The organism is Candidatus Methanoperedens sp. (assembly GCA_027460535.1).
Classification (GTDB): domain Archaea; phylum Halobacteriota; class Methanosarcinia; order Methanosarcinales; family Methanoperedenaceae; genus Methanoperedens.
On record JAPZAR010000006.1, the window covers coordinates 39,404 to 64,593 of the forward strand.

Consider the following 25,190-nt stretch of genomic DNA (forward strand, 5'->3'; position numbering starts at 1 on the left):
ACTATTTAATACTGTTATCCTTTTCGGCATCTTTGGATGAAAATCAAGTTTGTTGGATATGAATTCTTAAATGGATTTTTTGTTTTCTTCTCTTCCAACTTAGAAGATTTGATACCCATTATCTATCTTCATAATGAAATTCCATAAAAGCCGCCAACTTCAATTTTAAATTATCCTCATAGCGGTCATCTATTCCCCGGTGACTGATATTTGCAGGATCTCCCGAAGGTTTTTTATGCATATAGACAGGTCTGCCTTCGAAATCAATCCTGAAAATCCTGTGATATGGAATATACACATCTTGCTCTTTGCCCTCAAGGATAAGGAATGCTCTATCTATTTTCTTGATAGTACCACCATCAACGATTTTTGTATCCTCAGGTGCTCCCCTGTGGATATAATAGACTTTACATTTGTTCAGGTCAAATCTCCATTTGATCTCATTGAGTATGGGCCTTGGATGTTTTGATTTGAACATACGATACAGTCTTGCTGCAGGTATTCATAAGGATGTTCGGGTTCTAACGCAAATTGGTAACCGTAATAGCACAGACCGCCATTATCGGAAACTGTTAAAGGCTCTTATTTCAGTTCATCATAACGAAAGCTTAATATAAAAGTGATTCTTAGGAGAACGAAAGCCGATCAGGCAAAAGTAGGAGGATAAAATGACAGAAGGTTTGCCGATATTTGGTAAGGAAGTATTTGATACGCTCTTTGTAGATTACAGGATAATGGTTTCAGTATCGATTATCTCTATAATCATATTCCTTGTGGGAATATACCTGCAATTAGCAAAATGGGGACAAGGCATCCCGGAAGGAGCCACAAAACCCCTTGGTGCATGGGGCACGCTCAAAATGATAGTCCACAAAATATTCGAAAAAGGGATTGGACCGGCGCTTGGAATAATAATCCTGGATGGTTTATTCCAGCGAAGGACATGGAGGCGGAGAAAGACCGAGTGGCTGATGCACATACTTATTTTCTGGGGATATTTTGGATTGTTCATCCTTACTGCGACCGCTGCAGCAGCTGAATTTTATGGACCGTTCATCTTGAATGAACCTACTGGTAAACCGGAATTTTTCATCAATACATTCCAGGCGCTTAAATTACCGAACCTTATTTTTGCGGCAATGCTTACTATTGGGATAATAATAGCTATAGTGAGAAGACTTGCTTTCGCGGATGTCCCGCCAGCAAGGTTCACCAGCGTTGACTGGATATCCATAACAGGATTGGCTATTGTTATAATTTCTGGCTTCCTTGCCTTCTATCTCAGGATAGATGTTTATCATGTGGCAGGGCGTATGCTTGTAAGTCAGTACGGGGTGGCTGTCCCTGCATTTTTCAACAACCCGACTGTGCTTTTCCATGAAGTGTTCACCTTGCTGTTCTGTGTTGCTTATCTGCCCTTCAGCAAGCTATTCCACATGTTCGTGACCCCGCTTGTAATAATGATCAACAAAGGCGGCTATGTGGAGGTAAACGCATAGGAGACCTGAATGTTAGTCGCTCTACGAACAATATTTATAGTATATGATAAATAGGTGATAAATATGGCAAAAAATAAACCCGCTATTACACTCGAAAATTTCACACCCACGCAACTGATGGAGTATGATGCCTGCACCAGATGCGGTGAATGTGTCAAATACTGTCCTACATACAACGCGAGGAATAAAGACCAGAATATAGAGCCGAGAGACAAGATCCTCCGATGGAGAGAATTTGTCACCAAGAGCTACGGATGGAAGGCGAAGCTCTTCGGACCAGAAGCGATCCCTCAAGAAGAAATCAAGAAATATACGGATGACCTTTACAACTGTACCACATGCGGCATGTGTGGAACAGTTTGCTGCGCCGGCATTGACACAATAGAACTCTGGGAAGCCAACCGCGCGAACCTTGTAAAGTTCGGAACAGGGCCTTACGGTAAACAGAGCCTTTTCCCAAAACTAATTGGAGAAGGGCATAACCCTTACCTCAAACAGCAAAAAGACCGCCTTGCCTGGATGACCCCTGACATCAAGATAGCCGAAAAATCAGATATCGCATATTTCATTGGCTGTACCGCAGGGTACAACCAGCAGGTACTTGGAGTCAGCACGGCAAGGATTTTGAACAAGCTGAATGTTCCTTTCATGGTACTTGGAGAGGATGAATGGTGCTGCGCGTCAGCGCTCATAAGAACCGGACAGCAACATCTCGGCGACGTCCCGAAGCAGGCTGCCCTGCATAATGTCGAGGCACTTAAAGCAAGAGGTGCAAAGAGAGTAATATTCGCATGTGCGGGATGCTTCAGGGCTGCGAAGATCGACTGGCCCAAAGCTTACGGGAAAGCGCTTCCCTTCGAGGCGATCCACATGTCCCAGTTCCTTGCTGAGCAGCTTGATGCCGGGAAGATAAAATGGGAAAAGAGCCTGAACAAGACGGTCACCTATCATGACCCATGCCACCTGGGAAGACATGTGGGTGTATTTGAAGAGCCTCGAAAGGTCTTAAAGAGCATGCCTGGCATCAAGGTTGTTGAGATGGAAAGGAACCGCAATGAGCAGCGGTGCTGTGGTGCAGGCGGAGGAGTGAAAGCTGGTATTCCCGACCTTGCCCTGGCAGTTGCCAAAGACCGCATGAACGATGCCAAGGCAACAGGCGCGGAAGCGTTGATCAGCACATGTCCCTTCTGCAGGCGCAACCTGCTGGACGGCCGGGATGACCTCAAGATGGATATGAGTGTGGACGACCTTGTGGTTCTCACGGCAAATCTTATGGGACTGAGCACGGATGTCAAACCTCCGGCTCCAGGTGCACCAAAAGAATCTATCAGCGACCTGTTCAGGACGCAGACCATACCACCCAAGCCGCCGGCGGAACCGAAGAAGGAAGAACCCAAGGCTGCCCCTAAGGAAGCGCCAAAGGAAGCTCCAAAGAAGTAGGCATCTGCCTACTTTTAACCTTTTTTCATGCATCTTTTGAACACTTAGATAATTCTAATTATTTTCTCAGGCCTCCACATCTCAGGAATTACACGGCAAAATTAAATAGCTGTGAATATCATATTTCAATGAGGTGAGTGGAATGTTCCTTGAGAGAATTATTTCTGATGGCCTTACCCATTATTCCTATATTGCAGGTGATAACGGCGAGGCATTCATCATTGACCCCAGGAGGGATATAGATCCGTATATCAAAATTGCCGAAGCTAATTGTTGCCAAATAAAATTTGTTTTTGAAACACACCGCAATGAAGATTATCTTATCGGCTCTCTGGAACTTGAGAAAGAGACAGGTTGCCGGATAATTCACAGCGACCGTCTTGATTTCGGGTACGGCGAGCCGGTGACAGGTGGAGATACGTTCGATATCGGCGGCATGAATTTAAACATTATTGAGACACCCGGCCATTCTCCCGAAAGTTTGAGTTTTGTGCTCTATCTTTCACAAAATGAACCATGGGCTGTCTTTACAGGAGACGCCCTCTTTTACGGCAATGTCGGGCGGACAGATCTGCTCGGAAGGGAAAAAACATCCGAATGTGCATCTCTTCTTTTCGACTCCCTGCATGGCAAGTTCCTCACCCTGGGAGATGGGGTCATTATATATCCGGCGCATGGCTCGGGCTCAGCATGCGGTGGGAGCATGTCCGATGTACCGGTAAGCACGATAGGATGTGAGCGGACTTCTAATCCGCTGCTCAGGATGGGGCGGGATGAGTTCATCGGAGTAAAAAAGAATGAGATCATCCCGCTGCCGCCGTATTTTGCACTGATGGCCGAACAGAACCTGTATGGTCCGAAGCTTCTTGAGCTGCGGAAAATAAAGCCAGTAGACGTTTCCATGTTTGTGGAGGCAATGCCTGAATGTTCTGTTATCGATACGCGCTCCCCTCTTGCCTTTGCGGGCGGGCATGTAAGGGGCTCTTACAACATCTGGCTCTATGGGCTGGCCACGTTCCCGGGCTGGATTCTTGATTATGACAAGGATGTTTTGCTCGTGACCGAGAGACCAGAGGATGTGGAACTTGCCAGATTGTACCTTGCCAGGATAGGCTTTGACAGACTGAGGGGTCATCTCTGTGAAGGCATTTGGGGCTGGTACAGCCGCGGGATGCCGCTTGAGCGAAGCGGCGTATTGACCGCAAGTGGGCTTCGTGAGAATGAAGAAGATATGCTGGTGCTGGACGTGCGTGATAGCGAAGAATATGCAGAAGGGCACATCCCGGGGGCATTGAATATCTATGTCGGAGAGCTCGAAAAAAAGATTGCTGAGATTCCCCCGGGCCGTCCCGTGGTCGCCGTTTGCGGTTCGGGAAACAGGGCAGGGCTTGGCGCAAGCATTCTGAAGCGGCAGGGGATTGAGAAGGTGTATAATCTGATAGGGGGCATGACAGCATGGAAGGAAAAAGGGTATCCGACAGAGCGCTAGAACAACGTAACTGATCGATGCAGGATATGCTTAGTTGTTCTGAATAGCGTGCAGATAAGCCGCAGATATGGGCGGAATCACGGGCCTCCCCAGGCGGGACTCGGAGAGCTTATCTGCGGTTTAATAATCGTGAAAATTCATTTACAGTGAAAATCTCAAAGAATTTCACGCAAATTATTTATAGAACCACAAACACTTAGAATCATCTTTACGTTCGGAGGTAATCGATTATGTCAGGACAATTATCAGGCCAGCCTATTATTATATTGGACAGGGAAAAAACACGGACCCAGGGGAAAGAAGCTCTCGGGTTCAACATCACAGCCGCAAAGGCGATATCGGATGCGGTCAGGACTACACTTGGCCCTAAAGGCATGGACAAGATGCTTGTAAACCCTGTGGGGGATATGGTAATAACCAACGATGGGGCGACCATCCTGCGGGAGATGGACATAAAACACCCTGCGGCCAAAATGATGGTAGAGATCGCACGGACACAGGAAGACAAAGCGGGCGATGGCACGACGAGCGCGGTGGTTCTTGCTGGAGAACTCCTCAACAAGGCAAGAACACTGACCGAACAGAATGTCCATCCCACAACAATCACGAGGGGTTACAGCCTTGCTTCAATCAAGGCGCTCGAGATCCTGGATGAAATGGCAATTGACGCTACGGACGAGGTACTTGAAAATATAGCAAGAACGGCGCTCACAGGAAAAAGCGCAGACCTCGCACTGGAACCGCTGGTCCAGTTATGCGTGAAAGTTGCCCAGTCGATCAAAGAGAGCGGGAAGGTCAACGTAAAGGAAAACATTAATATCATACGCCAGCGCGGCGGCACCATAAAGGATACCAAATTTATCCACGGGCTTGTGATCGACAAGGCGAGGGCGCACAAGAACATGCCCAAGAGAGTCGAGAATGCAAAGATCGCGATACTTGACACGGGCATCGAGGTTGAAAAAACAAAAGCGACATCAAAAATCCAGATTTCCTCGCCAGAGATGATATCTGAGGCAAGACTGGAGGAGAGCAAGCTTGTAGAGGAAAAAGTCGAAATGCTTGCTAGAAGTGGCGCCAATGTAGTTTTCACAGAAAAAGGCATAGATGATATCGGCATGCACTACCTTATTAAGAAAGGTATTTTCGCAGTCCGAAGATGCAAGGACGAGGAGATCAAGAAACTCGTGAAAGCAACGGGAGCGCGCGTGGTCTCAAAGGTTGACGGGGTCGAAGAGGAAGACCTCGGCCGGGCAGATGTAGTAGAGGAACGCGGCGTTGGCAATTACAGAATGGTCCATGTCGAAGGATGCGCGAATCCCAAAGCAGTATCCATCCTTATTTTCAGCGGGGCCGAACATGTTGCTGAAGAAGTTGAGCGTGCGCTGGATGACGCACTGCGCGTTGTGGGCGATGTGATAGAGGACGGAAAGATCGTTGCAGGGGGCGGCTCGCCAGAAATGGAGCTTGCGATGAAGCTTCGCGACTATGCGACCACACTTTCCAGCAGGGAGCAGCTTGCAGTTTTAATGTATGCGGATGCCCTGGAGGAAATACCAAAGGGCATTGCAGAAAACGCTGGTCTTGATGCGATCAACATCCTGGCGGATTTAAGGAACTTGCACAGTGAAGGCAAGAGAACTGCTGGCCTGAATGTGTTCACCGGACAAGCAGATGATATGCTTGAGTTAGGGATCATCGAACCTCTGCGTGTAAAGACGCAGATAATAAAGTCCGCCACCGATGCAGCCAACATGATACTTCGCATTGATGATATCCTGATGGCAAAAGAAACAGGCATGATGGATGTCAAGCCCGAGCATACTGCGGATTATTACGATGGGATACAGGCCCCGAGTATTGAAGAAGACTGATCTTCAAGAAGAATAATTAATATAAGAAGAGGCATCATATTAATTCGACCTGTGGTATCGGTGTAAATGAGAGGTTGTATGTTAATAATATCTGGCGATTTATTTTTTTGATTTCGAATTGCCATGGAGTTGTGGATATTGAATAAGGAAGGCAAGAAAGAGAAGGAAACGCAAGAAGAGGAAAAAGAGGCCAAGATTGAAGAAATCGAAGTCCCGGAGACCCTGGAAGAAAAACTCATAAAAGAATTAGAGACAACCAAAAAACAGCTTGAAGAAGAAAAAGATAGATGCCTCCGTCTTAACGCTGAGTTTGATAATTTAAGGAAAAGAACTCAAAAAGAGAAGGAAGAGTTCATAAAGTATGCAAACGAGAAGCTAATATTGGAGCTGATAGATGTAATGGAAGCTCTTGAACGGGGGTTGGAGAATGCAAAGAAATCCAAAAATAGGGATAAACTAATTGAAGGTATGGAACTGATTTACAAGCAATTCAAAAACATTCTTGAAAAAAATGGTCTCTCCCCGATCAAAGCTATAGGGGAAAAATTCGACCACGATAAACATGAAGCCATGATGCAGACTCCCACGGATGAATGTGAGGAAGGTATGGTCCTCGAAGAGTTTGCACGGGGCTATATGCTGAATAACAAGGTCATTCGTTATTCTAAAGTAAGGGTATCGAAGAAGAAAGAATCTGAAGTTAGTGAGGTGAGTTAAATGGCAAAGATAATAGGAATAGATCTGGGTACAAGTAATTCAGCCGCTGCTGTCATGCAGGGCAGCAGACCTGTAATAATACCAAGCGCGGAAGGGATATCACTCGGTGGGAAGGCCTTCCCGTCGTACGTAGCATTCACAAAAGACGGGCAGAGACTCGTGGGGGAGCCGGCTCGCCGGCAGGCAGTGACAAATCCCGAAGGGACTGCTTATGCTTTCAAGAGAAAAATGGGTACCGATTATAAGTACAGTCTGCGCGGGAAAGATTACAGGCCGCAGGAACTTTCAGCTTTCCTTCTCCAAAAAATAAAGCAGGATGCTGAGGCATTTTTAGGTGACAAAGTTGAAAAAGCGGTAATCACGGTACCGGCCTACTTCAATGATAACCAGAGGCAGGCCACCAAGGATGCCGGGGAAATAGCCGGACTTGAAGTTGTAAGGATCATCAATGAACCTACAGCAGCATCACTTGCTTACGGTCTTGATAAGGCTGGCGACCAGAAGATACTTGTCTTTGACCTGGGAGGTGGAACGCTTGATGTGACCTTAATGGAACTGGGAGGCGGGGTCTTCGAAGTCAAATCAACAGCAGGAGATACACAGCTTGGCGGTACGGATATGGATAACAGGCTCGTGGATTACATTGCCGAAGAGTTCAAGAAAGAGCATGGCATTGACCTGCGGAAAGACCGTGTTGCTAACCAGAGATTGAGGGATGCGGCGGAAAAAGCCAAGATAGAGCTTTCAACAACACTCACCACAGAGATAAACCAGCCTTTCATAACCGCGGATGCAGGCGGCCCGAAACATCTGACAATGACCCTGACAAGGGCCAAGCTTGAGGAAGTGATAAGACCTATAATCGATAGATGTCGCGCCCCTATGGAACAGGCGTTATCTGATGCAAAATTAACTAAAGCCGACATTAAGAGAGTCATTCTTGTTGGAGGCCCCACCCGGATGCCTATTGTCCAGAAGTTCGTAGAGGACTATGTCGGGAAGATAGTGGAGGGGGGTGTTGACCCTATGGAATGCGTTGCAATGGGCGCAGCCATACAGGCGGGCGTGCTTTCAGGCGAAGTGAAAGATATCCTGCTGCTTGACGTCACACCGCTTACATTGGGCATAGAGACCCTGGGCCATGTGATGACAAAGCTCATTGACAGGAACACCACCATTCCCACGCGAAAAAGCCAGATATTTTCAACTGCTGCCGATAGCCAGACAACAGTGGAGATACACACGCTTCAGGGGGAAAGGGCGATGGCGTACGATAACGTCACTCTGGGCAGGTTCAACCTTGTAGGTTTACCACCTGCGCCACGAGGCATTCCGCAGATCGAGGTTACTTTTGATATCGATGCGAACGGGATACTCCATGTGACTGCAAAAGACCTGGGAACTGGCAAAGAGCAGAAGATGACCATTACTGCACCGCTCAAGATGGCCTCGGATGAGATAGACCGGAAGATAAAGGATGCCGAGAAATACGCGGAAGAAGACAGGAAGCGGAAAGAGAAAGTCGAGGTAACAAATCAGGCTGATACGCTGATATATTCCACAGAGAAGACTCTTAAAGAGCTTGGCGACAAGGTTTCAGGCGACCAGAAACAGAAGGTTGAAAAGGCTATTGAGAATGCAAGGGAAGCGCTGAAGAGTGAAGACGTTTCAAGGATTAAGTCTGCCATAGAAGACCTGACCAAGGAAATGCACGCGATAAGTGAAATACTGTATCAGAAAGCCCAGCAGCAAACGCAGCAACCAGGACAGCAAGAAGAACCAAAAGAAGAGAAGAAAGATGAAAAGGTGACGGATGCCGAATATAAGGTTGTAGATGAAGACAAGAAATAACATTGCTCCATATTAGGGGTATTAACCCCACTTTTATTTTTTCTGGATACCGCTATACTTAATTTATGTCGGGTCATTTATGACGGCTGCTTATGGCTACTAAACGCGACTATTACGAAATTCTTGGCGTGGATAAAAAGGCCGCAAAGGATGATATCAAGGCAGCATATCGTAAACTTGCGATGCAGTACCATCCTGACAGGAACAAAGCATCTGACGCAGAGGAGAAATTCAAGGAAATATCGGAAGCTTATGGCGTACTGGAAGACCAGACAAAGCGCCAGCAATATGACCAGTTCGGGCATGCTGGCATAGACATGAGGTACTCACAGGAAGACATCTTCAGGGGCGCAGCGCCGGACATAGAGGATATTCTCAGGGGTTTCGGGGCGCGTGGGTCTGGAGGATTTGGCAGGGGAGAGAGCATATTCGATATATTCTTCGGAGGGGAAGGAAGGCGAGAAGGGCCGCGCCGGGGATCGGATTTACTCTATGAATTATCCATCAATTTTGAAGATGCTGCATCCGGGAAAACGATCGACATAGAAGTCCCAAGAACAGAGAGATGCGATACATGCAACGGGAGCGGGGCCAAACCCGGAACATCGCCAAAGACATGTCCGGCATGCCGGGGGACGGGCCAGGTGAGCAGGACGCAGAACACGCCCTTTGGCAGGTTCATGACAACTTCCACATGCGGGACATGCCGCGGGTCCGGAACGATAATCGATGCACCCTGCCCTGCCTGCCACGGCTCTGGCACTGTTCAGAGAAGGCGAAAGCTGGAAGTGAAGATCCCGCCGGGTGTTGATACCGGTTCAAGGCTGAGGGTGCCAGGCGAGGGAGAAGCAGGTGAGAAGGGCGGCCCGCCAGGCGACCTGTATGTGGAAATAAACGTCAGGCCTCACAATATTTTTACGCGACATGAAAACGATATTCTGATGGAAACCACCATCAGCTTCGCACAGGCAGCCCTGGGGGATGAGATCATCGTACCAACGCTTGATGGAAAGGCAACGATGAAAATCCCATCGGGTACGCAGAACGGTCATATTTTCCGCCTCAAAGGTAAAGGTTTCCCGAGCCTTCACATGTCGGGAAAAGGCGATGAAATGGTAAAAATCAGGGTCGATGTCCCGACAAATTTAACTGATAGGCAAAAACAACTGCTGCGAGAATTCGCGGAGATAAGTGGAGAAAAAATCCGCAAGAAAGGGATTTTCGGATAAGTTATTTCGACCTGACGTATTCGTCTATCGCCCGTGCTGCCTTCTTGCCTGCGCCCATTGCGCTTATCACGGTCGCTGAGCCTGTGATCGCGTCCCCGCCTGCGTAAACGCCCTGTTTTGTGGTAGCGCCATTCTCTTTTGCGATGATCGTGCCGTGTTTTGTTATTTCAAGCCCCGCTGTAGTTCTCGGCACAAGCGGATTGGGTGATGTTCCTACAGCGATTATCACCACGTCGGCCTCTATCTTATGCTCCGTCCCACCGAGAGGCATGGGTTTGCACCTTCCCGATTCGTCTGGTTCGCACAGATACATGTTAATGCATTCCACATGGGTGACCCAGTTCTTCCCGTCACCTATGAGCCTTACCGGGTTCGTAAGGAGCCTGAACTTGATGCCTTCTTCCTTTGCATGTTCTATCTCCTCTGCTCGTGCAGGCATCTCTTCCTCGCTGCGCCTGTAAACAATAGTAACCTCCTCCGCCCCAAGGCGCAGGGCGCATCTTGCGGAGTCCATGGCCACATTGCCCCCGCCGACCACAACAACGCGTTTTCCTTTCTTGATCGGCGTATCATAATCGGGAAACCTGTAGGATTTCATTAGATTCACGCGGGTGAGGAATTCATTTGCCGAATAAACACCATTCAGGTTCTCTCCGTCGACGTTAAGGAAAACAGGGAGCCCTGCCCCCGTTCCAAGAAACACGGCATCGAATTCGGAAAGCAGCTCATCCACGGTCGCTATCTTTCCGATAACGGAATCAAGAAGAATTGTCACGCCCAGTTTGCGAACGAATTGTACTTCTGAACTGACTATATCTTTGGGAAGCCGGAATTCCGGGATTCCGTAGGTAAGAACTCCACCGGGTTCATGGAGCGCCTCAAAGATCGTAACCAAATGGCCCATTCTCGCAAGGTCGGCGGCGGCAGTGAGCCCCGCAGGGCCTGAGCCTACGATGGCGATTTTCTTTCCTGTGGGCTCCGCTGTCAGCGTAACCGCCACACCCTTTTTCCGCTCATAATCCGATACGAAGCGCTCAAGCCTGCCTATTGAGACAGAGGCTCCTTTCTTGCACAGTATGCATGTCTGTTCGCACTGTGTTTCCTGCGGACAGACGCGCCCGCAGATGGCGGGAAGTGCATTATCTTCTTTTATTTCCCTTATCGCGCTGTCAAAATCACCCTCTGCAACATATTTCAGGAAATCGGGTATCTTTACCTCTACGGGACAGCCTTTCATGCATGTGGGTTTTTTGCACTGGAGACAGCGTTTTGCTTCTTCGACCGCCTGCTCCCCGGTAAAACCCAGGGCCACTTCGTCAAAATTTGTAGCGCGGATTTTGGGGTCCTGCTCCGGCATTTTCTGGCGCTCTAGCATTTACATCCTTCCCTTTCGCATTTATACTTTTCAAGTGCCAATTTTTCTTCCGGCTGGTACATGGCAAGCCTGTTCATCAGGAGTGTGAAATCCACAAGATGTGCATCGAATTCGGGACCATCAACGCATGCGAACTTGGTCTCGTTCGCCACAAGCACCCTGCACGCCCCGCACATGCCAGTCCCGTCTACCATTATGGAGTTCAGACTAACTATGGTTTTAACATTGAATGGCCGGGTCACGCCGGCAACTGCACGCATCATCACCGGCGGTCCGATGGCAACGACCCTGTCCACCTTTGTGCCGTTATCGATGAGCTTTTTGACGATATCGGTAACAAAGCCGTGATGGCCTTTTGTCCCGTCGTCCGTGGTGATGTACAATTGATCGCTCACCTCGCGCATCCTGTCTTCCCATAATAGAAGACTGATGTTCCGTGCGCCTATGATCGAAATGACCCTGTTTCCCGCCTCCTTGAAGGCCCGCGCCTGCGGGAAAACCGGGGCTACTCCGACCCCGCCGCCAACCAATACAACGGTTCCCACATTTTCAATATGCGCCGGGTTTCCAAGCGGCCCAATGAAATCCAGGAGTTCATTTCCTGCTTCCAGGGATGCGAGGTGCATGGTGGTCTTGCCCACTGCCTGGAAGATCACGGTAATCGTGCCTTTTTCCCTGTCAAAATCAGCAATGGTCAGGGGTATCCTTTCCCCGCTATCGTCTATCCTTAGCATCACGAATTGCCCGGGCTGGGCTTTCCTGGCAATGCGCGGCGCGTTTATCTCCATCAAATAAATTGTTGGGACAAGCTCTTTTTTTTCAAGGATCTCAAATGACATGCGAATGGTTTAAGTGGAGTTTAACATGAAAAAGCTATTGGTTTGGCTCTTATCAAAACTCATGAAAACGTTTATCTTTAATGACATTAAACAGTTTGAACGTTTACAGAATTCCGCGTGAAGAATGAAATATATCAATTTTATGCTTGTGGGCATCGTATTGCTTTCAGTCATATCAGGATGCATCAGCGGCACAGAGGCGCCGGAAAAAACCCAGTATGCTGAGATCAGTGTGCAGCAGGCTAAAGCTATGATAGATGGCGGTGGAGTTTTTATTCTTGATGTGAGGACGCAGGAAGAATATGATGCCGGGCATATCAATGGGTCAGTCCGGATACCCGTTCAGGATATTAAAGTAAAGGAAGAGCTTGATAAAGAGCTCACAAAGATACCAAGGGACAGGAAAATACTTGTATATTGCAGGACTGGCATCCGAAGCGCCCAGGCAAGTGAAGTGCTGGTAAATAATGGATTTACCGAAGTGTACAGCATGAAAGGAGGCATCACCGATTGGACCGGGGCAGGATATGAAGTAATAAAATAACTAATATCACAAAATAACGATTTTTAATGCATCTATTGGTTTAATAGCGATTTTGAATTGTGGGGCTCAATGTCAGGTTAAATCTTCTTGTGTATTCTGATCAAGCCATTTCGGAATTTTTTTGCTTTAAATTTATTTCTGCGCCACAATAAAATAAGTTTTATTACTGTATATGTGTATTTTAGAGCCTGTAGCATCTAAAGGGTGCAAGGAGAGATTGAAATCAATGTCAGAAATCAAGAATTTTATTTTAAGGAACAAGAATGGTACAGAAGAAGGTGTATTTACAGGCCGGCAACCGCGCCAGGCAGCCCTTAAAGCAGCGAACCGCATGGGCGGATCAAAAGATAAACCCGTCGAGATCAGATTGAGAGAAAGAGGTACAAAGAAAATCCATGTATTCAAGGCGTGGAAACAGATCATCGCTGCCCCAAAGAATAAACCCTCATGGATGCCGGATAAGATCAATAAGCCGTTCGTCAAAAAGGTAGGGACAGAAAAGCTTGATAAGCTTTAAACTACTTTTTCTTTTTTAATTTTTTTAGTATATTCGCCTATCCCGTAAGCATTTTCATCCGTTGCGCCTGTGACCCATTTGGGGATTTTTGATCAACGCAAATCATGGCAATTTCCTGTGTAGGACATTCGAACCCGGGGACTGCGTTCTGTTATAGATAAATCGTGAATAGGTTCTGCCCCATTCCAAGCCATCTATCTTTTTATGGTTATGTTAATGGTCTTCCAGTCCTCATTTATATCTCTGAGAGTTCCTACCGCGCCAGCGATGGTGCCAGATAGGATTTTCTCTACAAAATCATTCATCTCGATATTCTCACCGTCAACTTTCAGAACAATATCCATCTCTTTCATAAAGATACCTCACAATATATTGGCTATGATTCATAATAGTTGTACCGTTCGTTCCAATTTTTAGGAACATTTTAAGCCTATGGAAATAATTGCAGGAACCTATTGCGGGGATTTATGCAGGAATATAAAATAAGAATCCAGGACATGAGAAAAGAAGAAAGACCAAGGGAGAGGCTTTTAAAGAGCGGCCCTTCGGTATTAAGCGATTCTGAACTTCTGGCAATAATACTGAGAACAGGTTCACAAAATGAAAACGTTATAAACCTGTCCCAGAGGATACTGTCACAGTACAGCCTGAAACAGCTTTCGCAGACTAACCATTCACAATTAATGGACATACACGGCATCAAAGAAAGTAAAGCGGCGCAGATCGCAGCATGTTTTGAGATCGCACGCAGGTTGGAATCCTTCAGTGAAGACGCAAAACCAAAGATCAACTCACCTGAGGACGTATACAGGCGGATCTACCCGAAAATGAGGGAGCAGAAAAAAGAAAGTTTTATCGAGTTATGCCTTGATACCAAGAACCAGATAATCAAAGAGGAAACCATATCCATCGGTTCATTGAACGCCAACATCGTCCATCCAAGAGAAGTATTCAAGACTGCCCTGGCTGAATCCGCGGCGCACATCATCGTGGCTCATAACCATCCATCGGGCGATCCCACGCCGAGCAGGGAGGATATCGAGATCACGAAGAAACTTGTGGAGACGGGAAAGATAATAGGGATAGATGTGCTTGACCATGTTATAATAGGCGACGGACGCCATTTCAGCATGAAGGAGGCGGGACATATTTAATCATGTCTTATTCCGCGCTCATACTTGCCGGGGGTTTTGGAAGCCGCCTGGGTTATCGGGAAAAAGCCCTTATAGATATCAATGGCAGGCCGATTATATCTTTTGTCATAGAGAGCCTTGAAAAAGTCGCGGACAACATTATTATTTCCGCACGTGATGAAGCCCAGGGGGAACGTTTGAAATCCGTGCTTGCTGGCTGCAAGCTCACATACGATGCTTATGAGAACATAGGTCCTCTTGCAGGGATGCTTTCCGGACTTTTGGCTTGCGAGGATGAGTATTGTTTTATCGCAGCTTGCGATATGCCTTTTATTAGTGAGAAGGCCGTAGAGTTACTTTTCAGGGAAAGTGAATATTTCGATGCAGCAATTCCTCGATGGGATGATGGCTTTCTTGAACCGTTGCATGCTGTTTACAGATGCAGGCCAATGATACGTGAGACAAGAGAAGCGATAGAAAAAGGTGAAACTGTGATACTTTCCCCAGTATTCAAACTGAATGTAAATTATGTTTCTACGGATGATATCAAAAAAATCGACCCTGATTTAAGAACATTTATGAATGTGAATACCCAGGAAGATATACAAGAGGTTATAAAAAAGAGATCATTTTAATATGTACACAGGAAATTACAAGGCCAGGGAATTGAACGGTGATGTATCCCGTGATAGAATATATTCAGTAGCCGTGGAAGATACCATTGAATTATTTGTAAATAATATCCGGGTAGCTTCGATACTGGCCACGCCTGAGATGCTGGAAGAGCTTGCTCTCGGTTATCTTATCTGCGAGGGGATAGTGAAATCCCGGGACGAGATCAAAGACCTTCGTATTGAGGGAAAAACCGTGCATACCCGGATGGAATACACGGAGCATCTTGAGCTCTGGCGCGAGCTGCGCTCCTCGGGATGCGTGGGCGTTCGCTGGGATGAGAACGAGGTAATCTCTGTGAGCTCCGATACTATATTCAGCCCAGATGCAATTAGAAAAAGCCTTGGATTTCTGGATTCCGATATATACAGGAAGACGCGCGGAACCCATGCCGCATGCCTTGTAAATAACGATGGGGAATGCGTTGTCAAGGCCATTGATGTCGGCAGGCACAATGCTTTTGACAAGGTGGTGGGGCGGGCAATACTAAACGGTGTCAGGCTGGGTGAACATTTCCTGCTCTCCACGGGGCGGCAGTCCGCGGGCATGGTTCAAAAAGCTGCCCGGGCAGGCATTCCTCTTGTGGCAACCAAGACTGCGCCCCTTAATACGGGCGTGGAGGCCGCTGAGAAAGCAGGAGTCTGTCTAGTATGCTTCGTTTCAGATGAAAAAATGTCCGTGTTCACCCATCCGGGGAGGCTTGGTCTGTGACACCTGTTATCTGCATCGTGGGAAAAAGTAAAAGCGCAAAGTCAATGTTGATGACAGGATTGATAAAGGAGCTGAAAAACCACGGCCTCAGGGTGGGCGCATTAAAATACCATAAGCACGGCGATTTTGAAATGGATGTGGAAGGCAAGGATACATGGAAATACGCAAAAGCCGGAGCGGATACGGTGGCTATCGCATCACCCGTGAAGTTCGCTTTGATCAAGGCTGTCGAAGGTGAAATGAAAATTGATGAGATCTGCGACAAATATTTCACGGATAGCGATATCGTGCTTGCCGATGGGTTCACACATTCCGATAAGCCACGTATAATAGTTGCTGACGACATTGGGGATATCGAGATTTTCAAAAGGGAAAGTGAGGTGCTGGCGGTTGTGGGTATGGAGGGATTGGGACTCAATGACATGGAGGCTATATCGGGTAAAGTCATGAGGTTTTTATTCAGGCTGTGATCTGAGAGAGCACGATACAAAGAAGATGCAGATAACCGAAAGGGCGTGGATTTAGTAATAATCATGTTTATATAGTATAAGATTTATAGAACTCGTGAGAGTTGATATTTCATGGGTCGAAAAACGGAATGAGGGCATGATAAATGGCATGGAATTCTCTAAATCTCGATGAGCTGTGTAAAAAATTAACCGGGGATGATCTATCTAAAGTGGCGGAGATACCCCTGAGCGGCGATGTAGAGGCGGATATAAGTGCTGTCCTCAAGAAGAAAATCCTTTCTACAGAGGGTGACATTGCAGACTACGCAAAATATCTCACCTTGAAATACAGCGATAATAACAGATCGGTTGATAAAGAACTGGTCGAAAAGATCTTTGTCCGGATTATCCTATCGAAAATGAAGAAAGAGAATTATATGATGTAAGTCCTGCAATAAAATATAACTCTATCATGAAAATGGAATTCAGTACTTTTTGATTTGTTAAATTCCTCTGCGGATTTACACCATCTCATTCTTCAGTAAAGCACTTAAAAAGTCTGCCGCTTCCTTCTCTATCACATAATATTTGTATTTGGATTGATTGTAAGAGGTAATAACACGATGCTTCTTCATAATAGAAAGGTGATGAGATATCAGATTCTGTTTCTCTCTTAGAATTGATACAATCTCACACACGCATAGATCTCCTTTGTTTAATAACATAGCGATCTTAAGCCTTAAAGGATGACTGAAAACATAAGAAAAACGGCAGATCTCCCTCGCTCTGCCTTTTGATATACTGTTTGATTCGTTTTCAAGCTTATCCATCCATTCTTTCTTGATATCCTTATCTTTCGGGCAGCATTTCATAGAATGTTGTATGGTTTGACATCATATCAATTTTTCTTGATATCCAAGTAACATACTTATAGTTCGAAATTTAATAAATATTTGCATAATATTTATTCAGGATAGACTGAGGATTTACATAATCTTCGGTCAACTATCAAAACCTTTGTTTATCACAAACGATAGGTTTATGTTTAAATTCGTTCTGCAGAAATAGAGCAGTTTACCTCTAAGGAGCAAGCTTCTTATAATATAAATGTCTATTTTCATGGTGGTAGTATATGTTGAAAATCATTTTTTATGTGTTACTTTTAATCGCACTCGTAGATAATGTTCAGGCACAAGAATCGGGCTATGAACTTCTGGGGAGTTACAAAACTGAAGGTTATGTTTTTGCCGTTTCAGTCTCTTCAAATGGCTCATTTATAGCTGCAAGTTCTCCAGGTAAGATTTATTCGTTCGACAGAGAAGGAAAACCTTTGTGGAACATCTATCCAAAGGATGGGTTGAAAGAAATGAAAGTCTGTTCAAATGGCGAATATATTGCACTGAGATCTGAAGGAGAAGTTTATCTTTTCAACAAGAATGGAAATCAGTTAAACTTTTTTTCCCCCGGTCACGATGTACACAATTTAGCAATATCCCCGGATTGTTCGTATGTCGTCGCAGCATCCATTACCCAAATTGCCGAAGGAGGAAGATACATTTTTATCTCTAAACAAGCTGGACCGCTTAGAATTGGTTTCAATATACCTGGTAGCATTAATACCCTATCAATCTCTTCCAACGGTTCATACATAGCAGCAGGGTATTCGACAGATAGAATAGTGTATTCCACGGGGTTAGAAGAGGATGAGATAGGCATCTTTAACAGGAGTGAAGATTTTTTTTATCCTTTTCGGAGTTTCCAGACCGATTCTGAAGTTCGAATTGTTTCAATTTCCTCAGACGGTTCATTTCTGTCAGCTGTGTCTGGAAACAATATATATTTCTACGATATCAATCTCGGAAAAATGTCGAAAAAAGATATGCTTGGAATTAATGCAATTTCAGTCTCTTCAAATGGCTCGTACGTAGCTGCTCTATCGGGAGATAACATTCACCTTTTTAACAGAAGCGGAACGCTTTTGTGGAGTTACAATACAAATTATTCAACTACTGATGTAATGGTTTCATCGGATAGTTCGCGAATAATAGCAGCGTCGGGAAGAGATATTTATATCTTCGATAATGGAGGGACACTTTTGTGGAGTTACAGGACGGATAAAGATGTTCTTAGCGTCTCGTTATCTCCAGATGGCTCCTATGCGGCAGCGGGGTCAAAAGATCTGAAAGTATATTTCATTGGAGAAAAAGCTTCACAATCTATAACACCTGCAATTCAGACTACTTTGGCAACACCTGAAGTTCCAATAATCACAACATCAACACAGACTCCTGAAACTTTTCAAAATTATACCACTCCAAACAAATCAACTCCCTTCCCCTCTGTTCTCTCTGCTATAGTCATGCTGCTCGTGTTCTGGTGTTGGCAGCGCAGGTAAAACCGATTTTATGTGTAAATTTATATTTCGAATTACCCATTATTCTAAAAAGCACACCATCTGCTCTCTCTCGATTCAGCAACTCAAAGGGAGACGCCGATACTCAGCAGTATCTAACTCCATGCAGCTTGAGGTTAAATGTCGGTATCTTTAAGCTAATAGGCTTTATTTCAACAATATTATGGCTGTCCTGGTCTTAAAGAGTTCTCAGGGATGCTGGATGCGCGCACTACTCTGAAAGTCTTGGCGTGGTACTTGTACGTCTTGGAAGGCGTGAAGACCAATTTTTTTGCATGCGGAAAAGTTACTATCAGAGAGGTGAATGAAATAGAGGAAGGGAAGAAACTTGTCAATTCCATAGTTGCCATGGTAGATCAAAAGCAACTGCTTGGAGAAGAATGGAATAAATGAACAGGTTCATAAGTACGAAAACCAGATAACTATGTTTATGGGGAGGCTCAAAATAAGATGCCTTTGCTTGAGATCAAAGATATAACATACCGAGTAAAAGAAAGAGAAATATTTTCCGGGCTTTCTCTTGAAGTTGAATCTGGAGAAGTCCACGCAATTCTCGGAAAAAATGGAACAGGCAAGAGCACTCTTGCCTATCTCATTATGGGATGTGAAGGTTATGTTCCAACTTCGGGAGAGATACTTTTTGGAGGGATGGTTATTAATGATCTTAAAATCCACGAAAGGGCAAAGCTCGGAATCACCCTGGCCTGGCAGGAGCCGGTAAGGCTTGAGGGTATTTCTGTCAGGGATTACCTGACCCTGAAGAAAAAAGATATAAACCCATCCCATTATCTTGAAATGGTAGGACTTTCTCCAGAACTCTGCATTGCCAGGATGATGGATAAATCACTAAGCGGCGGTGAAAGAAAAAGGATCGAACTTGCATCCATTGTCGCACTGGAGCCGAAACTGGCTATCCTTGATGAACCCGACTCTGGTATAGATATGCTCTCTATACAGGATATCATAAATGTTATCAATGTATTAAAGAAAAATGGGGCTTCTGTGCTTTTAATTACTCACAGGGAGGAAATTGGGAAGATCGCGGACAGGGCATCCCAGATCTGCGATGGTAAAATAGTATGCTCTGGTGATCCAGAGAAGGTTGCTGAATATTATAAATCAAGGAAATGCGAGATATGCAGCAGCGAGGAATGTGTATATGTCTGAACTTGATGAATTGATGAAAGTATTTGGAGAGTCTGGCGGGGATAAAAGCATTCTTGGTATGGGTGATATAGCTCACCTTGTTGCAAGCGGTCATAAGATATTAAGCATGAAGGCAGTTGATGGAATAGAGGTAAAGGCAGAAGAGACTGCCACTGGAATTGCTGCAAACGTCAGGGTTCTTGAGGGAAGAATCATAAAACATCCTGTACACCTTTGCTTTGGCGTAATGCACAAAAAGGGAATACAGGAAATAAAGATGAATGTCCAGCTTGAAAAAGACTCTTCAGCACGTTTTATTGCACATTGTATATTCCCGAAGGCGGAGAACGTGAGGCATATCATGGATGCAGTTGTTGAAATAGGTGAAAATGCCGAGATGAGATATTCGGAGGTTCATTATCATGGACCTTACGGGGGAATAGAAGTAATCCCGAAGGCGGTTGTAAAGGTTGGCAAAAACGGCAGGTACTTTACTGATTTTTCATTGATCACTGGAAGGGTTGGAAAACTCGGGATAGATTATACGATCGAGGTAGGTGAAAATGCTGTAACGGAATTGATAGCAAGGGTATTCGGTCATGGCGATGATAAGATCAATATAAAAGAAAAGGTCGTGCTCGATGGCGAAAATTCAAGAGGTCTCATAAAAACAAGGGTCGCTCTTGAGGATAGGGCGGAAGCGGAGGTAACCGGTATCACCGAAGGCAACGCTGCGGGTGCAAGAGGTCATGTAGACTGCATGGAGATCGTAAAGGACAGTGCTGTTGCTAAAGCCATTCCTATTGTGAATGTTACGCATCCCCTTGCGAAAGTAACCCATGAAGCTGCTATCGGAAGCGTGGATAAAAGGCAACTTGAAACCCTGATGGCACACGGGCTCACTCCAGAAGAGGCTGTGGACGTGATCGTAAAAGGGATATTGAAATAAAATATCACATAGGCCTATAGGAGACCTGAGTATGCGATTATCATATCAAATTTTCTTGATATTCAAGTATAATGTTTATTTTATAAACGTCTGTTTAGATTTAGCAGATATCAGTTGTATGAAAACACATAAGGAGAGAGGCGATACTTGAAAGAAATAACCGGTCGTTCCGGGGGAACAGGTAAAGGAAGTCTCAGTATAATAAGTAAGTTCCTGACCCTCTGGATCCTTCTCGCCATGGCAGCTGGCATAATTATTGGAGCAGTATATCCGCAGATAGCCAGGATATTGGATGCACATCGTATCGAGCAGGTCTCCCTGCCCATTGCGATAGGTCTTATATGGATGATGTATCCTCCTCTGGCTGGCGTGAAATACGAGGAACTCTCCAAAATGAAGAGGCAGGGAAAAGCCCTGAGCGCATCTATCATCCAGAACTGGATCATTGGTCCCGTGCTGATGTTCTCCCTGGCATGGATCTTCCTCCCCGACCTCCCGGAGTACCGAATTGGCCTCATTTTGATCGGTCTCGCCCGCTGCATCGCCATGGTTCTTGTCTGGAACCAGCTCGCAGGAGGGGACAACGACCTGTGCGCTGTCCTTGTTGCCATGAATTCTCTTTTCCAGGTAGCATTATATTCCGTGCTTGCCTACGCATTTATCACAGTATTTTCCACATGGATAGGCGGCGCAGGAGCGGGAGCAATAGTCGATATATCGATCATGCAGGTCTCCAGGGCGGTTTTCATCTATCTTGGCATCCCTTTTATCGCGGGTATAATAACAAGGGCTGTTCTGATGAAAATCAAAGGAAAGGAATGGTACGATAATGTATTTATGGAAAAGCTTGGCCCGACTGCACTTATAGGGCTTCTCTTTACCATCATAGTAATGTTCTCCCTGAAGGGAGAGTACATAGTAGCCCTTCCATGGCATGTCTTCAGGATAGCAATCCCGCTCCTTGCATATTTTTCGATAATGTTCGGGCTTTCATTTTTCATGTCGCAGAAAATGGGCTTCTCCTATGAAGACTCCACGACTCTTGCTTTCACCGCGGCAAGCAATAATTTCGAACTTGCCATTGCAGTTGCCATTGCGGTATTCGGGATAGGCTCCGGCGAGGCTTTCGCGGCCGTTGTCGGGCCGCTTATCGAGGTTCCTGTGATGCTCGGGCTTGTCCATGTCGCCTGGATGGCGAGGGCGAAATGGTTTGACAAAAACGGTTTGCCACTATCAGTTAAGAGATAAAAGGAGGAATTTCAAATGTCATGGTTCAACGAGAACACACCTGAGGTTGCGAAAGCGTTCTCTGAATTGAGAAATGCCGTCTATAAGGAAGGCGCCCTTGACCAGCGCACAAAAGAACTCATCTCCGTGGCTGCGTCTGCACTCATGAGATGCGAGCGCTGTACCGAGATACACGCCGAGCGCGCAAAGAAACATGGTGCTACCAACGAACAGATAGCTGAGGCAGTGGCATGTGCCATGTTCGTGGCTGCGGGTTCGCAACTGTCATGGAGCGAGGTGTATAGCAGAATAATGGAAGAAAAGCAGGAATAAATGGGATTACGAAAAAGCCTATCAAATCAGAAATATTAAAGACCTATCGAGGACATCTATCTACTAAGGGAGGAGAGTTCAATGATAGATAACACACCGGAAGAGATCATAGAAATGGCAGAAAGCCTTATGAAGGATATTTCGGATTCAAAAGATAATCTTGACATTACGTCGACGGCAAGTTTTGTGGATAGATGTGCCCAGGTGGTCAAAATCCTTGCAGAAAGCGTGGCAGAGCTTCATCAGCGCGTGGACGTGCTCACAGAGAAATAATAAATCATCACCGATTTTAGCAGGATTCCAGAGATAAACGATAACGTTAAGCAATAATTTTTTTTGTCTTCCAAAGTTTATCATATAATGAAGTGAGTAATGGAATAAATTCCTATGCTCCGGCATGGATACTTCGGGTTTTAATATACTGATTTGCGATTCTCGCGCAGGAAAAAATAATTATTTTATCCATACATACCCGGATAAGAATAATACAGGAGAAAGCAACGTAGTGAAACCTGAGAAAAATATGATCAAAAAAGATGTTATCATAATAGGAGCAGGTGCATCAGGCATGATGTGCGCCATTGAATCCGGAAAAAGAGGTCGCTCTGTCCTCGTTCTTGACCGCGCTTCGAAAATCGGGAAAAAAATTCGCATTTCGGGGGGTGGAAGCTGTAATTTTACTAATATAAATACATCCCACATGAATTATTTATCAAATAATCCTCATTTCTGCAAGTCTGCGCTTTCCCGTTTTACTCCGGATGATTTTATCGCCCTGCTTGAAAAACACGGCGTAAAATATCAGGAAAGAGAACAGGGTCAATTATTCTGCGCAAAAAGCTCGGAGGATATAATAAGAATGCTCCAGGATGAAAGTAATGATGCGGGTGTAAACATGATTTTAAATTGCCAGATCATGGATGTGAAAAAAGAATTATCTTTTATAGTATCGACTGATCATGGGATTTTTGAGTCGGAGTCGCTTGTGATTGCTACCGGTGGATTGTCTTACCCACAGATAGGAGCTTCAGGCATCGGGTACAGGATAGCAAAGCAGTTCGGCCTAAATATTAAAGAGCCAAAACCCGCGCTTGTTCCTTTCATTTTTTCCCCGGAAGACCTGGCAAGGTTTGCCGAACTGAGCGGTATTTCAATTGATGCCGTTATCAAATGCAATAATATGGAGTTTCGGGGAAGCATCCTTTTCACTCACAGGGGACTTAGCGGTCCTGCAATACTTCAAATTTCATCATACTGGAAGGAGGGAGACACCATCGTTATCGATCTATTGCCTGATATTGATTTATACGGTATTTTCATGGCAAGACAGCAAAACAAAAGTAAAATTGAGATGCATAACCTGCTTTCGGAATATCTGCCTTTGCGATTTTCGAAGATATGGTGTGCCTTGAGTCTCCAGTCAAAACCGATCAGTCAATATAATGAAAAGGAACTCAGGAACATCGATCATCAGGTTCATAACTGGGAGATCAAACCGGGATCTACTGAAGGCTTTGAAACGGCTGAGGTCACTCTTGGAGGAATTGACACGAATGAACTCTCATCCAAAACAATGGAATCCAGGAAAGTAAGAGGTCTTTATTTTACAGGTGAGGTCATAGATGTGACAGGGCAACTGGGGGGATACAATTTACAGTGGGCATGGGCTTCCGGTTTTGTAGCGGGACAGTATGCATAAGACAATGGAAGAAATACTGGAATCCGCAAACGCATTTTTTTATTCTGGTATTCATAGGGGCGAATATTTCAGGAACGCATTACAGTTCTTTCCCGGTTATTTTTTTGCAGGCTGATAGACAAGTAAAATATTCCCCGAATTAAACGTCATTGTTCTTAAAAGTTTAAGATCAATCCTGTCCTTGATGTGTTTTAATAATGGTTTGCCATTGCCTAAGATAACAGGATTCACTATAATCCGGTATTCATCAATTAAGCCAAGCTGTGTAAAAGTTGATACAATGCTGCCACTACCGAATATCACCATGTCCTTACCGTGCCGCTGTTTCATTTTTGCGATTTCTTCCGGGATTACCTCTTTAACCAGCCTGGCATTTTTCCATTCAACTTTTCCCAGAGTCTTTGAGAAAACAATTTTGGTCATATTATTTATTTTGTGAGCAATTTCAAGATCGCTCTTTGAAGTTGATGCAACCGCGGCAGGCCAATAACTTTCAAAAAGCTGATAAGTCACTCGTCCGAATAAAATAGTATCGACCGTATTAAGTAGATCGATGGCATACTGGTTGAATTCTTCATCCACGATATGCCAATCTATTTCCCCATTAGGTCCTGCAAAGAATCCATCAAGTGTTACCATCTCGGATACAATTATTTTTCTCATGCTAATCCTCCTTATTGATATGCTGAATTTTCAAGAAGTGATTTTAACTTTTCCAGGTCCCTTGTGACTGCCTCTGCGTCCTTGGCAAACAATTGGTCTGATGTGCCCGGCCGCCGATACAGCGTGAAGATTAATTCACTGCCATCATTGTTGATAAATACGCGCATGGGATTATAGATTTTCGCTCCAGACGGCAAAGTGACGTCGTGATCCAGAATGCCGAATTTATTTTTGTCAGCGAATTTAACTTTGACTCTTCCCATCGGGGATTCGGCGATCCAGTCACCCTTGACATTCTTTATGGAACCGCTGAGTCCTGCGGCCCATTTGGGCAGATTCTCAGGATTTGAAACGAATTCGTAAACCTGTTCCGCCGACCGATTGATCGAAACACTGATATGCTGGGATTTAAACGTCATTA

29 protein-coding genes are annotated in these 25,190 nt (G+C 45.3%); 22 read left to right on the top strand and 7 right to left on the bottom strand.

Going from position 1 to position 25,190, the window contains the following annotated elements:
• Window positions 1–118: 118 nt before the first annotated feature.
• Window positions 119–478: an RNA repair domain-containing protein gene (locus O8C65_01235; GenBank protein MCZ7355531.1), complete on the bottom strand. Its 360-nt coding sequence runs from the start codon at window positions 476–478 to the stop codon at window positions 119–121.
• A 190-nt stretch (window positions 479–668) separates the two neighbouring features.
• Between O8C65_01235 and O8C65_01240 the strand changes: the two genes are divergently transcribed.
• The 7 genes from O8C65_01240 to dnaJ all read left to right on the top strand — a co-directional run bounded on the left by O8C65_01240 (window position 669) and on the right by dnaJ (window position 10,099).
• Entirely contained in the window at window positions 669–1,499 is an 831-nt protein-coding gene (locus O8C65_01240; GenBank protein ID MCZ7355532.1) for a hypothetical protein, read from the top strand.
• Between the two features lie 63 nt (window positions 1,500–1,562).
• Complete coding sequence (locus O8C65_01245; protein ID MCZ7355533.1) at window positions 1,563–2,939, top strand: (Fe-S)-binding protein; 1,377 nt, start codon at window positions 1,563–1,565, stop codon at window positions 2,937–2,939.
• A gap of 142 nt (window positions 2,940–3,081) precedes the next feature.
• Entirely contained in the window at window positions 3,082–4,428 is a 1,347-nt protein-coding gene (locus tag O8C65_01250; protein ID MCZ7355534.1) for an MBL fold metallo-hydrolase, read from the top strand.
• Between the two features lie 230 nt (window positions 4,429–4,658).
• On the top strand, window positions 4,659–6,302 hold the full coding sequence (gene thsA, locus O8C65_01255) for a thermosome subunit alpha (protein MCZ7355535.1): 1,644 nt from the start codon (window positions 4,659–4,661) through the stop codon (window positions 6,300–6,302).
• Between the two features lie 138 nt (window positions 6,303–6,440).
• Window positions 6,441–7,019: a nucleotide exchange factor GrpE gene (grpE, locus tag O8C65_01260; GenBank protein MCZ7355536.1), complete on the top strand. Its 579-nt coding sequence runs from the start codon at window positions 6,441–6,443 to the stop codon at window positions 7,017–7,019.
• Window positions 7,020–8,870: a molecular chaperone DnaK gene (gene dnaK / locus O8C65_01265; protein MCZ7355537.1), complete on the top strand. Its 1,851-nt coding sequence runs from the start codon at window positions 7,020–7,022 to the stop codon at window positions 8,868–8,870.
• Between the two features lie 92 nt (window positions 8,871–8,962).
• Window positions 8,963–10,099, top strand: a complete 1,137-nt coding sequence (dnaJ, locus tag O8C65_01270; protein ID MCZ7355538.1) for a molecular chaperone DnaJ — start codon at window positions 8,963–8,965, stop codon at window positions 10,097–10,099.
• 1 nt (window position 10,100) lies between these two features.
• Here dnaJ and gltA read toward each other — a convergent pair whose 3' ends face one another.
• Window positions 10,101–11,474, bottom strand: a complete 1,374-nt coding sequence (gene gltA / locus O8C65_01275; protein ID MCZ7355539.1) for an NADPH-dependent glutamate synthase — start codon at window positions 11,472–11,474, stop codon at window positions 10,101–10,103.
• Window positions 11,468–12,313 (bottom strand): sulfide/dihydroorotate dehydrogenase-like FAD/NAD-binding protein, encoded by an 846-nt coding sequence (locus O8C65_01280; protein MCZ7355540.1) that lies wholly within the window; start codon window positions 12,311–12,313, stop codon window positions 11,468–11,470. The genes gltA and O8C65_01280 overlap by 7 nt, the downstream gene beginning before the upstream one ends.
• A 124-nt stretch (window positions 12,314–12,437) precedes the next feature.
• Between O8C65_01280 and O8C65_01285 the strand changes: the two genes are divergently transcribed.
• Window positions 12,438–12,857, top strand: coding sequence for a rhodanese-like domain-containing protein (locus O8C65_01285; protein ID MCZ7355541.1), 420 nt, complete (start codon window positions 12,438–12,440; stop codon window positions 12,855–12,857).
• Window positions 12,858–13,083: 226 nt separating this feature from the next.
• Window positions 13,084–13,374, top strand: coding sequence for a non-histone chromosomal MC1 family protein (locus O8C65_01290; GenBank protein ID MCZ7355542.1), 291 nt, complete (start codon window positions 13,084–13,086; stop codon window positions 13,372–13,374).
• 194 nt (window positions 13,375–13,568) lie between these two features.
• Here O8C65_01290 and O8C65_01295 read toward each other — a convergent pair whose 3' ends face one another.
• Window positions 13,569–13,727, bottom strand: coding sequence for a hypothetical protein (locus O8C65_01295; protein ID MCZ7355543.1), 159 nt, complete (start codon window positions 13,725–13,727; stop codon window positions 13,569–13,571).
• Window positions 13,728–13,841: 114 nt separating this feature from the next.
• Here O8C65_01295 and radC point away from each other — a divergent pair, with 114 nt between their 5' ends.
• The 5 genes from radC (at window position 13,842) to O8C65_01320 (ending at window position 16,785) form a co-directional block, all read left to right on the top strand.
• A complete protein-coding gene (radC, locus tag O8C65_01300; protein MCZ7355544.1) occupies window positions 13,842–14,528 on the top strand; it encodes a DNA repair protein RadC in 687 nt (228 codons plus the stop codon).
• Window positions 14,529–14,530: 2 nt separating this feature from the next.
• The gene (locus O8C65_01305; protein ID MCZ7355545.1) at window positions 14,531–15,142 is read left to right on the top strand and encodes a molybdenum cofactor guanylyltransferase; all 612 of its coding nucleotides are present in this window, start codon (window positions 14,531–14,533) and stop codon (window positions 15,140–15,142) included.
• A 1-nt stretch (window position 15,143) separates the two neighbouring features.
• On the top strand, window positions 15,144–15,890 hold the full coding sequence (gene fdhD / locus O8C65_01310) for a formate dehydrogenase accessory sulfurtransferase FdhD (GenBank protein MCZ7355546.1): 747 nt from the start codon (window positions 15,144–15,146) through the stop codon (window positions 15,888–15,890).
• Window positions 15,887–16,360 carry a molybdopterin-guanine dinucleotide biosynthesis protein B gene (gene mobB, locus O8C65_01315; GenBank protein ID MCZ7355547.1) on the top strand — a complete coding sequence of 158 codons (474 nt, stop codon included), beginning with the start codon at window positions 15,887–15,889 and terminating at the stop codon, window positions 16,358–16,360. The genes fdhD and mobB overlap by 4 nt, the downstream gene beginning before the upstream one ends.
• A 143-nt stretch (window positions 16,361–16,503) precedes the next feature.
• The gene (locus O8C65_01320) at window positions 16,504–16,785 is read left to right on the top strand and encodes a hypothetical protein (GenBank protein ID MCZ7355548.1); all 282 of its coding nucleotides are present in this window, start codon (window positions 16,504–16,506) and stop codon (window positions 16,783–16,785) included.
• Window positions 16,786–16,860: 75 nt separating this feature from the next.
• Here O8C65_01320 and O8C65_01325 read toward each other — a convergent pair whose 3' ends face one another.
• Window positions 16,861–17,211 carry a metalloregulator ArsR/SmtB family transcription factor gene (locus O8C65_01325; GenBank protein ID MCZ7355549.1) on the bottom strand — a complete coding sequence of 117 codons (351 nt, stop codon included), beginning with the start codon at window positions 17,209–17,211 and terminating at the stop codon, window positions 16,861–16,863.
• A gap of 260 nt (window positions 17,212–17,471) precedes the next feature.
• Between O8C65_01325 and O8C65_01330 the strand changes: the two genes are divergently transcribed.
• From O8C65_01330 to O8C65_01365, 8 genes are all read left to right on the top strand, one after another.
• A complete protein-coding gene (locus O8C65_01330; GenBank protein ID MCZ7355550.1) occupies window positions 17,472–18,734 on the top strand; it encodes a hypothetical protein in 1,263 nt (420 codons plus the stop codon).
• 213 nt (window positions 18,735–18,947) lie between these two features.
• Complete coding sequence (locus O8C65_01335) at window positions 18,948–19,145, top strand: hypothetical protein (protein MCZ7355551.1); 198 nt, start codon at window positions 18,948–18,950, stop codon at window positions 19,143–19,145.
• Between the two features lie 57 nt (window positions 19,146–19,202).
• The gene (locus O8C65_01340) at window positions 19,203–19,919 is read left to right on the top strand and encodes an ABC transporter ATP-binding protein (protein MCZ7355552.1); all 717 of its coding nucleotides are present in this window, start codon (window positions 19,203–19,205) and stop codon (window positions 19,917–19,919) included.
• Entirely contained in the window at window positions 19,912–20,847 is a 936-nt protein-coding gene (locus O8C65_01345; GenBank protein MCZ7355553.1) for a SufD family Fe-S cluster assembly protein, read from the top strand. Before O8C65_01340 ends, O8C65_01345 begins: the two co-directional genes overlap by 8 nt.
• A 147-nt stretch (window positions 20,848–20,994) precedes the next feature.
• Window positions 20,995–22,095, top strand: coding sequence for an ACR3 family arsenite efflux transporter (arsB, locus tag O8C65_01350; protein MCZ7355554.1), 1,101 nt, complete (start codon window positions 20,995–20,997; stop codon window positions 22,093–22,095).
• A 15-nt stretch (window positions 22,096–22,110) separates the two neighbouring features.
• On the top strand, window positions 22,111–22,407 hold the full coding sequence (locus O8C65_01355; GenBank protein MCZ7355555.1) for a carboxymuconolactone decarboxylase family protein: 297 nt from the start codon (window positions 22,111–22,113) through the stop codon (window positions 22,405–22,407).
• 81 nt (window positions 22,408–22,488) lie between these two features.
• Window positions 22,489–22,680 carry a hypothetical protein gene (locus tag O8C65_01360; GenBank protein MCZ7355556.1) on the top strand — a complete coding sequence of 64 codons (192 nt, stop codon included), beginning with the start codon at window positions 22,489–22,491 and terminating at the stop codon, window positions 22,678–22,680.
• 250 nt (window positions 22,681–22,930) lie between these two features.
• The gene (locus tag O8C65_01365; protein ID MCZ7355557.1) at window positions 22,931–24,106 is read left to right on the top strand and encodes an NAD(P)/FAD-dependent oxidoreductase; all 1,176 of its coding nucleotides are present in this window, start codon (window positions 22,931–22,933) and stop codon (window positions 24,104–24,106) included.
• 96 nt (window positions 24,107–24,202) lie between these two features.
• Here the strand turns inward: O8C65_01365 and O8C65_01370 are convergent, their stop codons facing one another.
• Together O8C65_01370 and O8C65_01375 are read right to left on the bottom strand one after the other, a co-directional pair.
• Complete coding sequence (locus tag O8C65_01370; protein ID MCZ7355558.1) at window positions 24,203–24,769, bottom strand: dihydrofolate reductase family protein; 567 nt, start codon at window positions 24,767–24,769, stop codon at window positions 24,203–24,205.
• Window positions 24,770–24,780: 11 nt separating this feature from the next.
• A complete protein-coding gene (locus O8C65_01375; protein ID MCZ7355559.1) occupies window positions 24,781–25,188 on the bottom strand; it encodes an SRPBCC family protein in 408 nt (135 codons plus the stop codon).
• Between the last annotated feature and the right edge of the window lie 2 nt (window positions 25,189–25,190).

What these genes read in the sequence shown, in the direction of transcription:
- O8C65_01235 (MCZ7355531.1), bottom strand. Translation starts at nt 478, where the DNA reads ATGTTCAAATCAAAACATCCAAGGCCCATACTCAATGAGATCAAATGG.
- O8C65_01240 (MCZ7355532.1), top strand. Translation starts at nt 669, where the DNA reads ATGACAGAAGGTTTGCCGATATTTGGTAAGGAAGTATTTGATACGCTC.
- O8C65_01245 (MCZ7355533.1), top strand. Translation starts at nt 1,563, where the DNA reads ATGGCAAAAAATAAACCCGCTATTACACTCGAAAATTTCACACCCACG.
- O8C65_01250 (MCZ7355534.1), top strand. Translation starts at nt 3,082, where the DNA reads ATGTTCCTTGAGAGAATTATTTCTGATGGCCTTACCCATTATTCCTAT.
- thsA (MCZ7355535.1), top strand. Translation starts at nt 4,659, where the DNA reads ATGTCAGGACAATTATCAGGCCAGCCTATTATTATATTGGACAGGGAA.
- dnaK (MCZ7355537.1), top strand. Translation starts at nt 7,020, where the DNA reads ATGGCAAAGATAATAGGAATAGATCTGGGTACAAGTAATTCAGCCGCT.
- dnaJ (MCZ7355538.1), top strand. Translation starts at nt 8,963, where the DNA reads ATGGCTACTAAACGCGACTATTACGAAATTCTTGGCGTGGATAAAAAG.
- gltA (MCZ7355539.1), bottom strand. Translation starts at nt 11,474, where the DNA reads ATGCTAGAGCGCCAGAAAATGCCGGAGCAGGACCCCAAAATCCGCGCT.
- O8C65_01280 (MCZ7355540.1), bottom strand. Translation starts at nt 12,313, where the DNA reads ATGTCATTTGAGATCCTTGAAAAAAAAGAGCTTGTCCCAACAATTTAT.
- O8C65_01285 (MCZ7355541.1), top strand. Translation starts at nt 12,438, where the DNA reads ATGAAATATATCAATTTTATGCTTGTGGGCATCGTATTGCTTTCAGTC.
- O8C65_01290 (MCZ7355542.1), top strand. Translation starts at nt 13,084, where the DNA reads ATGTCAGAAATCAAGAATTTTATTTTAAGGAACAAGAATGGTACAGAA.
- O8C65_01295 (MCZ7355543.1), bottom strand. Translation starts at nt 13,727, where the DNA reads ATGAAAGAGATGGATATTGTTCTGAAAGTTGACGGTGAGAATATCGAG.
- radC (MCZ7355544.1), top strand. Translation starts at nt 13,842, where the DNA reads ATGCAGGAATATAAAATAAGAATCCAGGACATGAGAAAAGAAGAAAGA.
- O8C65_01305 (MCZ7355545.1), top strand. Translation starts at nt 14,531, where the DNA reads ATGTCTTATTCCGCGCTCATACTTGCCGGGGGTTTTGGAAGCCGCCTG.
- fdhD (MCZ7355546.1), top strand. Translation starts at nt 15,144, where the DNA reads ATGTACACAGGAAATTACAAGGCCAGGGAATTGAACGGTGATGTATCC.
- O8C65_01320 (MCZ7355548.1), top strand. Translation starts at nt 16,504, where the DNA reads ATGGCATGGAATTCTCTAAATCTCGATGAGCTGTGTAAAAAATTAACC.
- O8C65_01325 (MCZ7355549.1), bottom strand. Translation starts at nt 17,211, where the DNA reads ATGAAATGCTGCCCGAAAGATAAGGATATCAAGAAAGAATGGATGGAT.
- O8C65_01330 (MCZ7355550.1), top strand. Translation starts at nt 17,472, where the DNA reads ATGTTGAAAATCATTTTTTATGTGTTACTTTTAATCGCACTCGTAGAT.
- O8C65_01335 (MCZ7355551.1), top strand. Translation starts at nt 18,948, where the DNA reads ATGCTGGATGCGCGCACTACTCTGAAAGTCTTGGCGTGGTACTTGTAC.
- O8C65_01340 (MCZ7355552.1), top strand. Translation starts at nt 19,203, where the DNA reads ATGCCTTTGCTTGAGATCAAAGATATAACATACCGAGTAAAAGAAAGA.
- O8C65_01345 (MCZ7355553.1), top strand. Translation starts at nt 19,912, where the DNA reads ATGTCTGAACTTGATGAATTGATGAAAGTATTTGGAGAGTCTGGCGGG.
- O8C65_01355 (MCZ7355555.1), top strand. Translation starts at nt 22,111, where the DNA reads ATGTCATGGTTCAACGAGAACACACCTGAGGTTGCGAAAGCGTTCTCT.
- O8C65_01360 (MCZ7355556.1), top strand. Translation starts at nt 22,489, where the DNA reads ATGATAGATAACACACCGGAAGAGATCATAGAAATGGCAGAAAGCCTT.
- O8C65_01365 (MCZ7355557.1), top strand. Translation starts at nt 22,931, where the DNA reads ATGATCAAAAAAGATGTTATCATAATAGGAGCAGGTGCATCAGGCATG.
- O8C65_01370 (MCZ7355558.1), bottom strand. Translation starts at nt 24,769, where the DNA reads ATGAGAAAAATAATTGTATCCGAGATGGTAACACTTGATGGATTCTTT.
- O8C65_01375 (MCZ7355559.1), bottom strand. Translation starts at nt 25,188, where the DNA reads ATGACGTTTAAATCCCAGCATATCAGTGTTTCGATCAATCGGTCGGCG.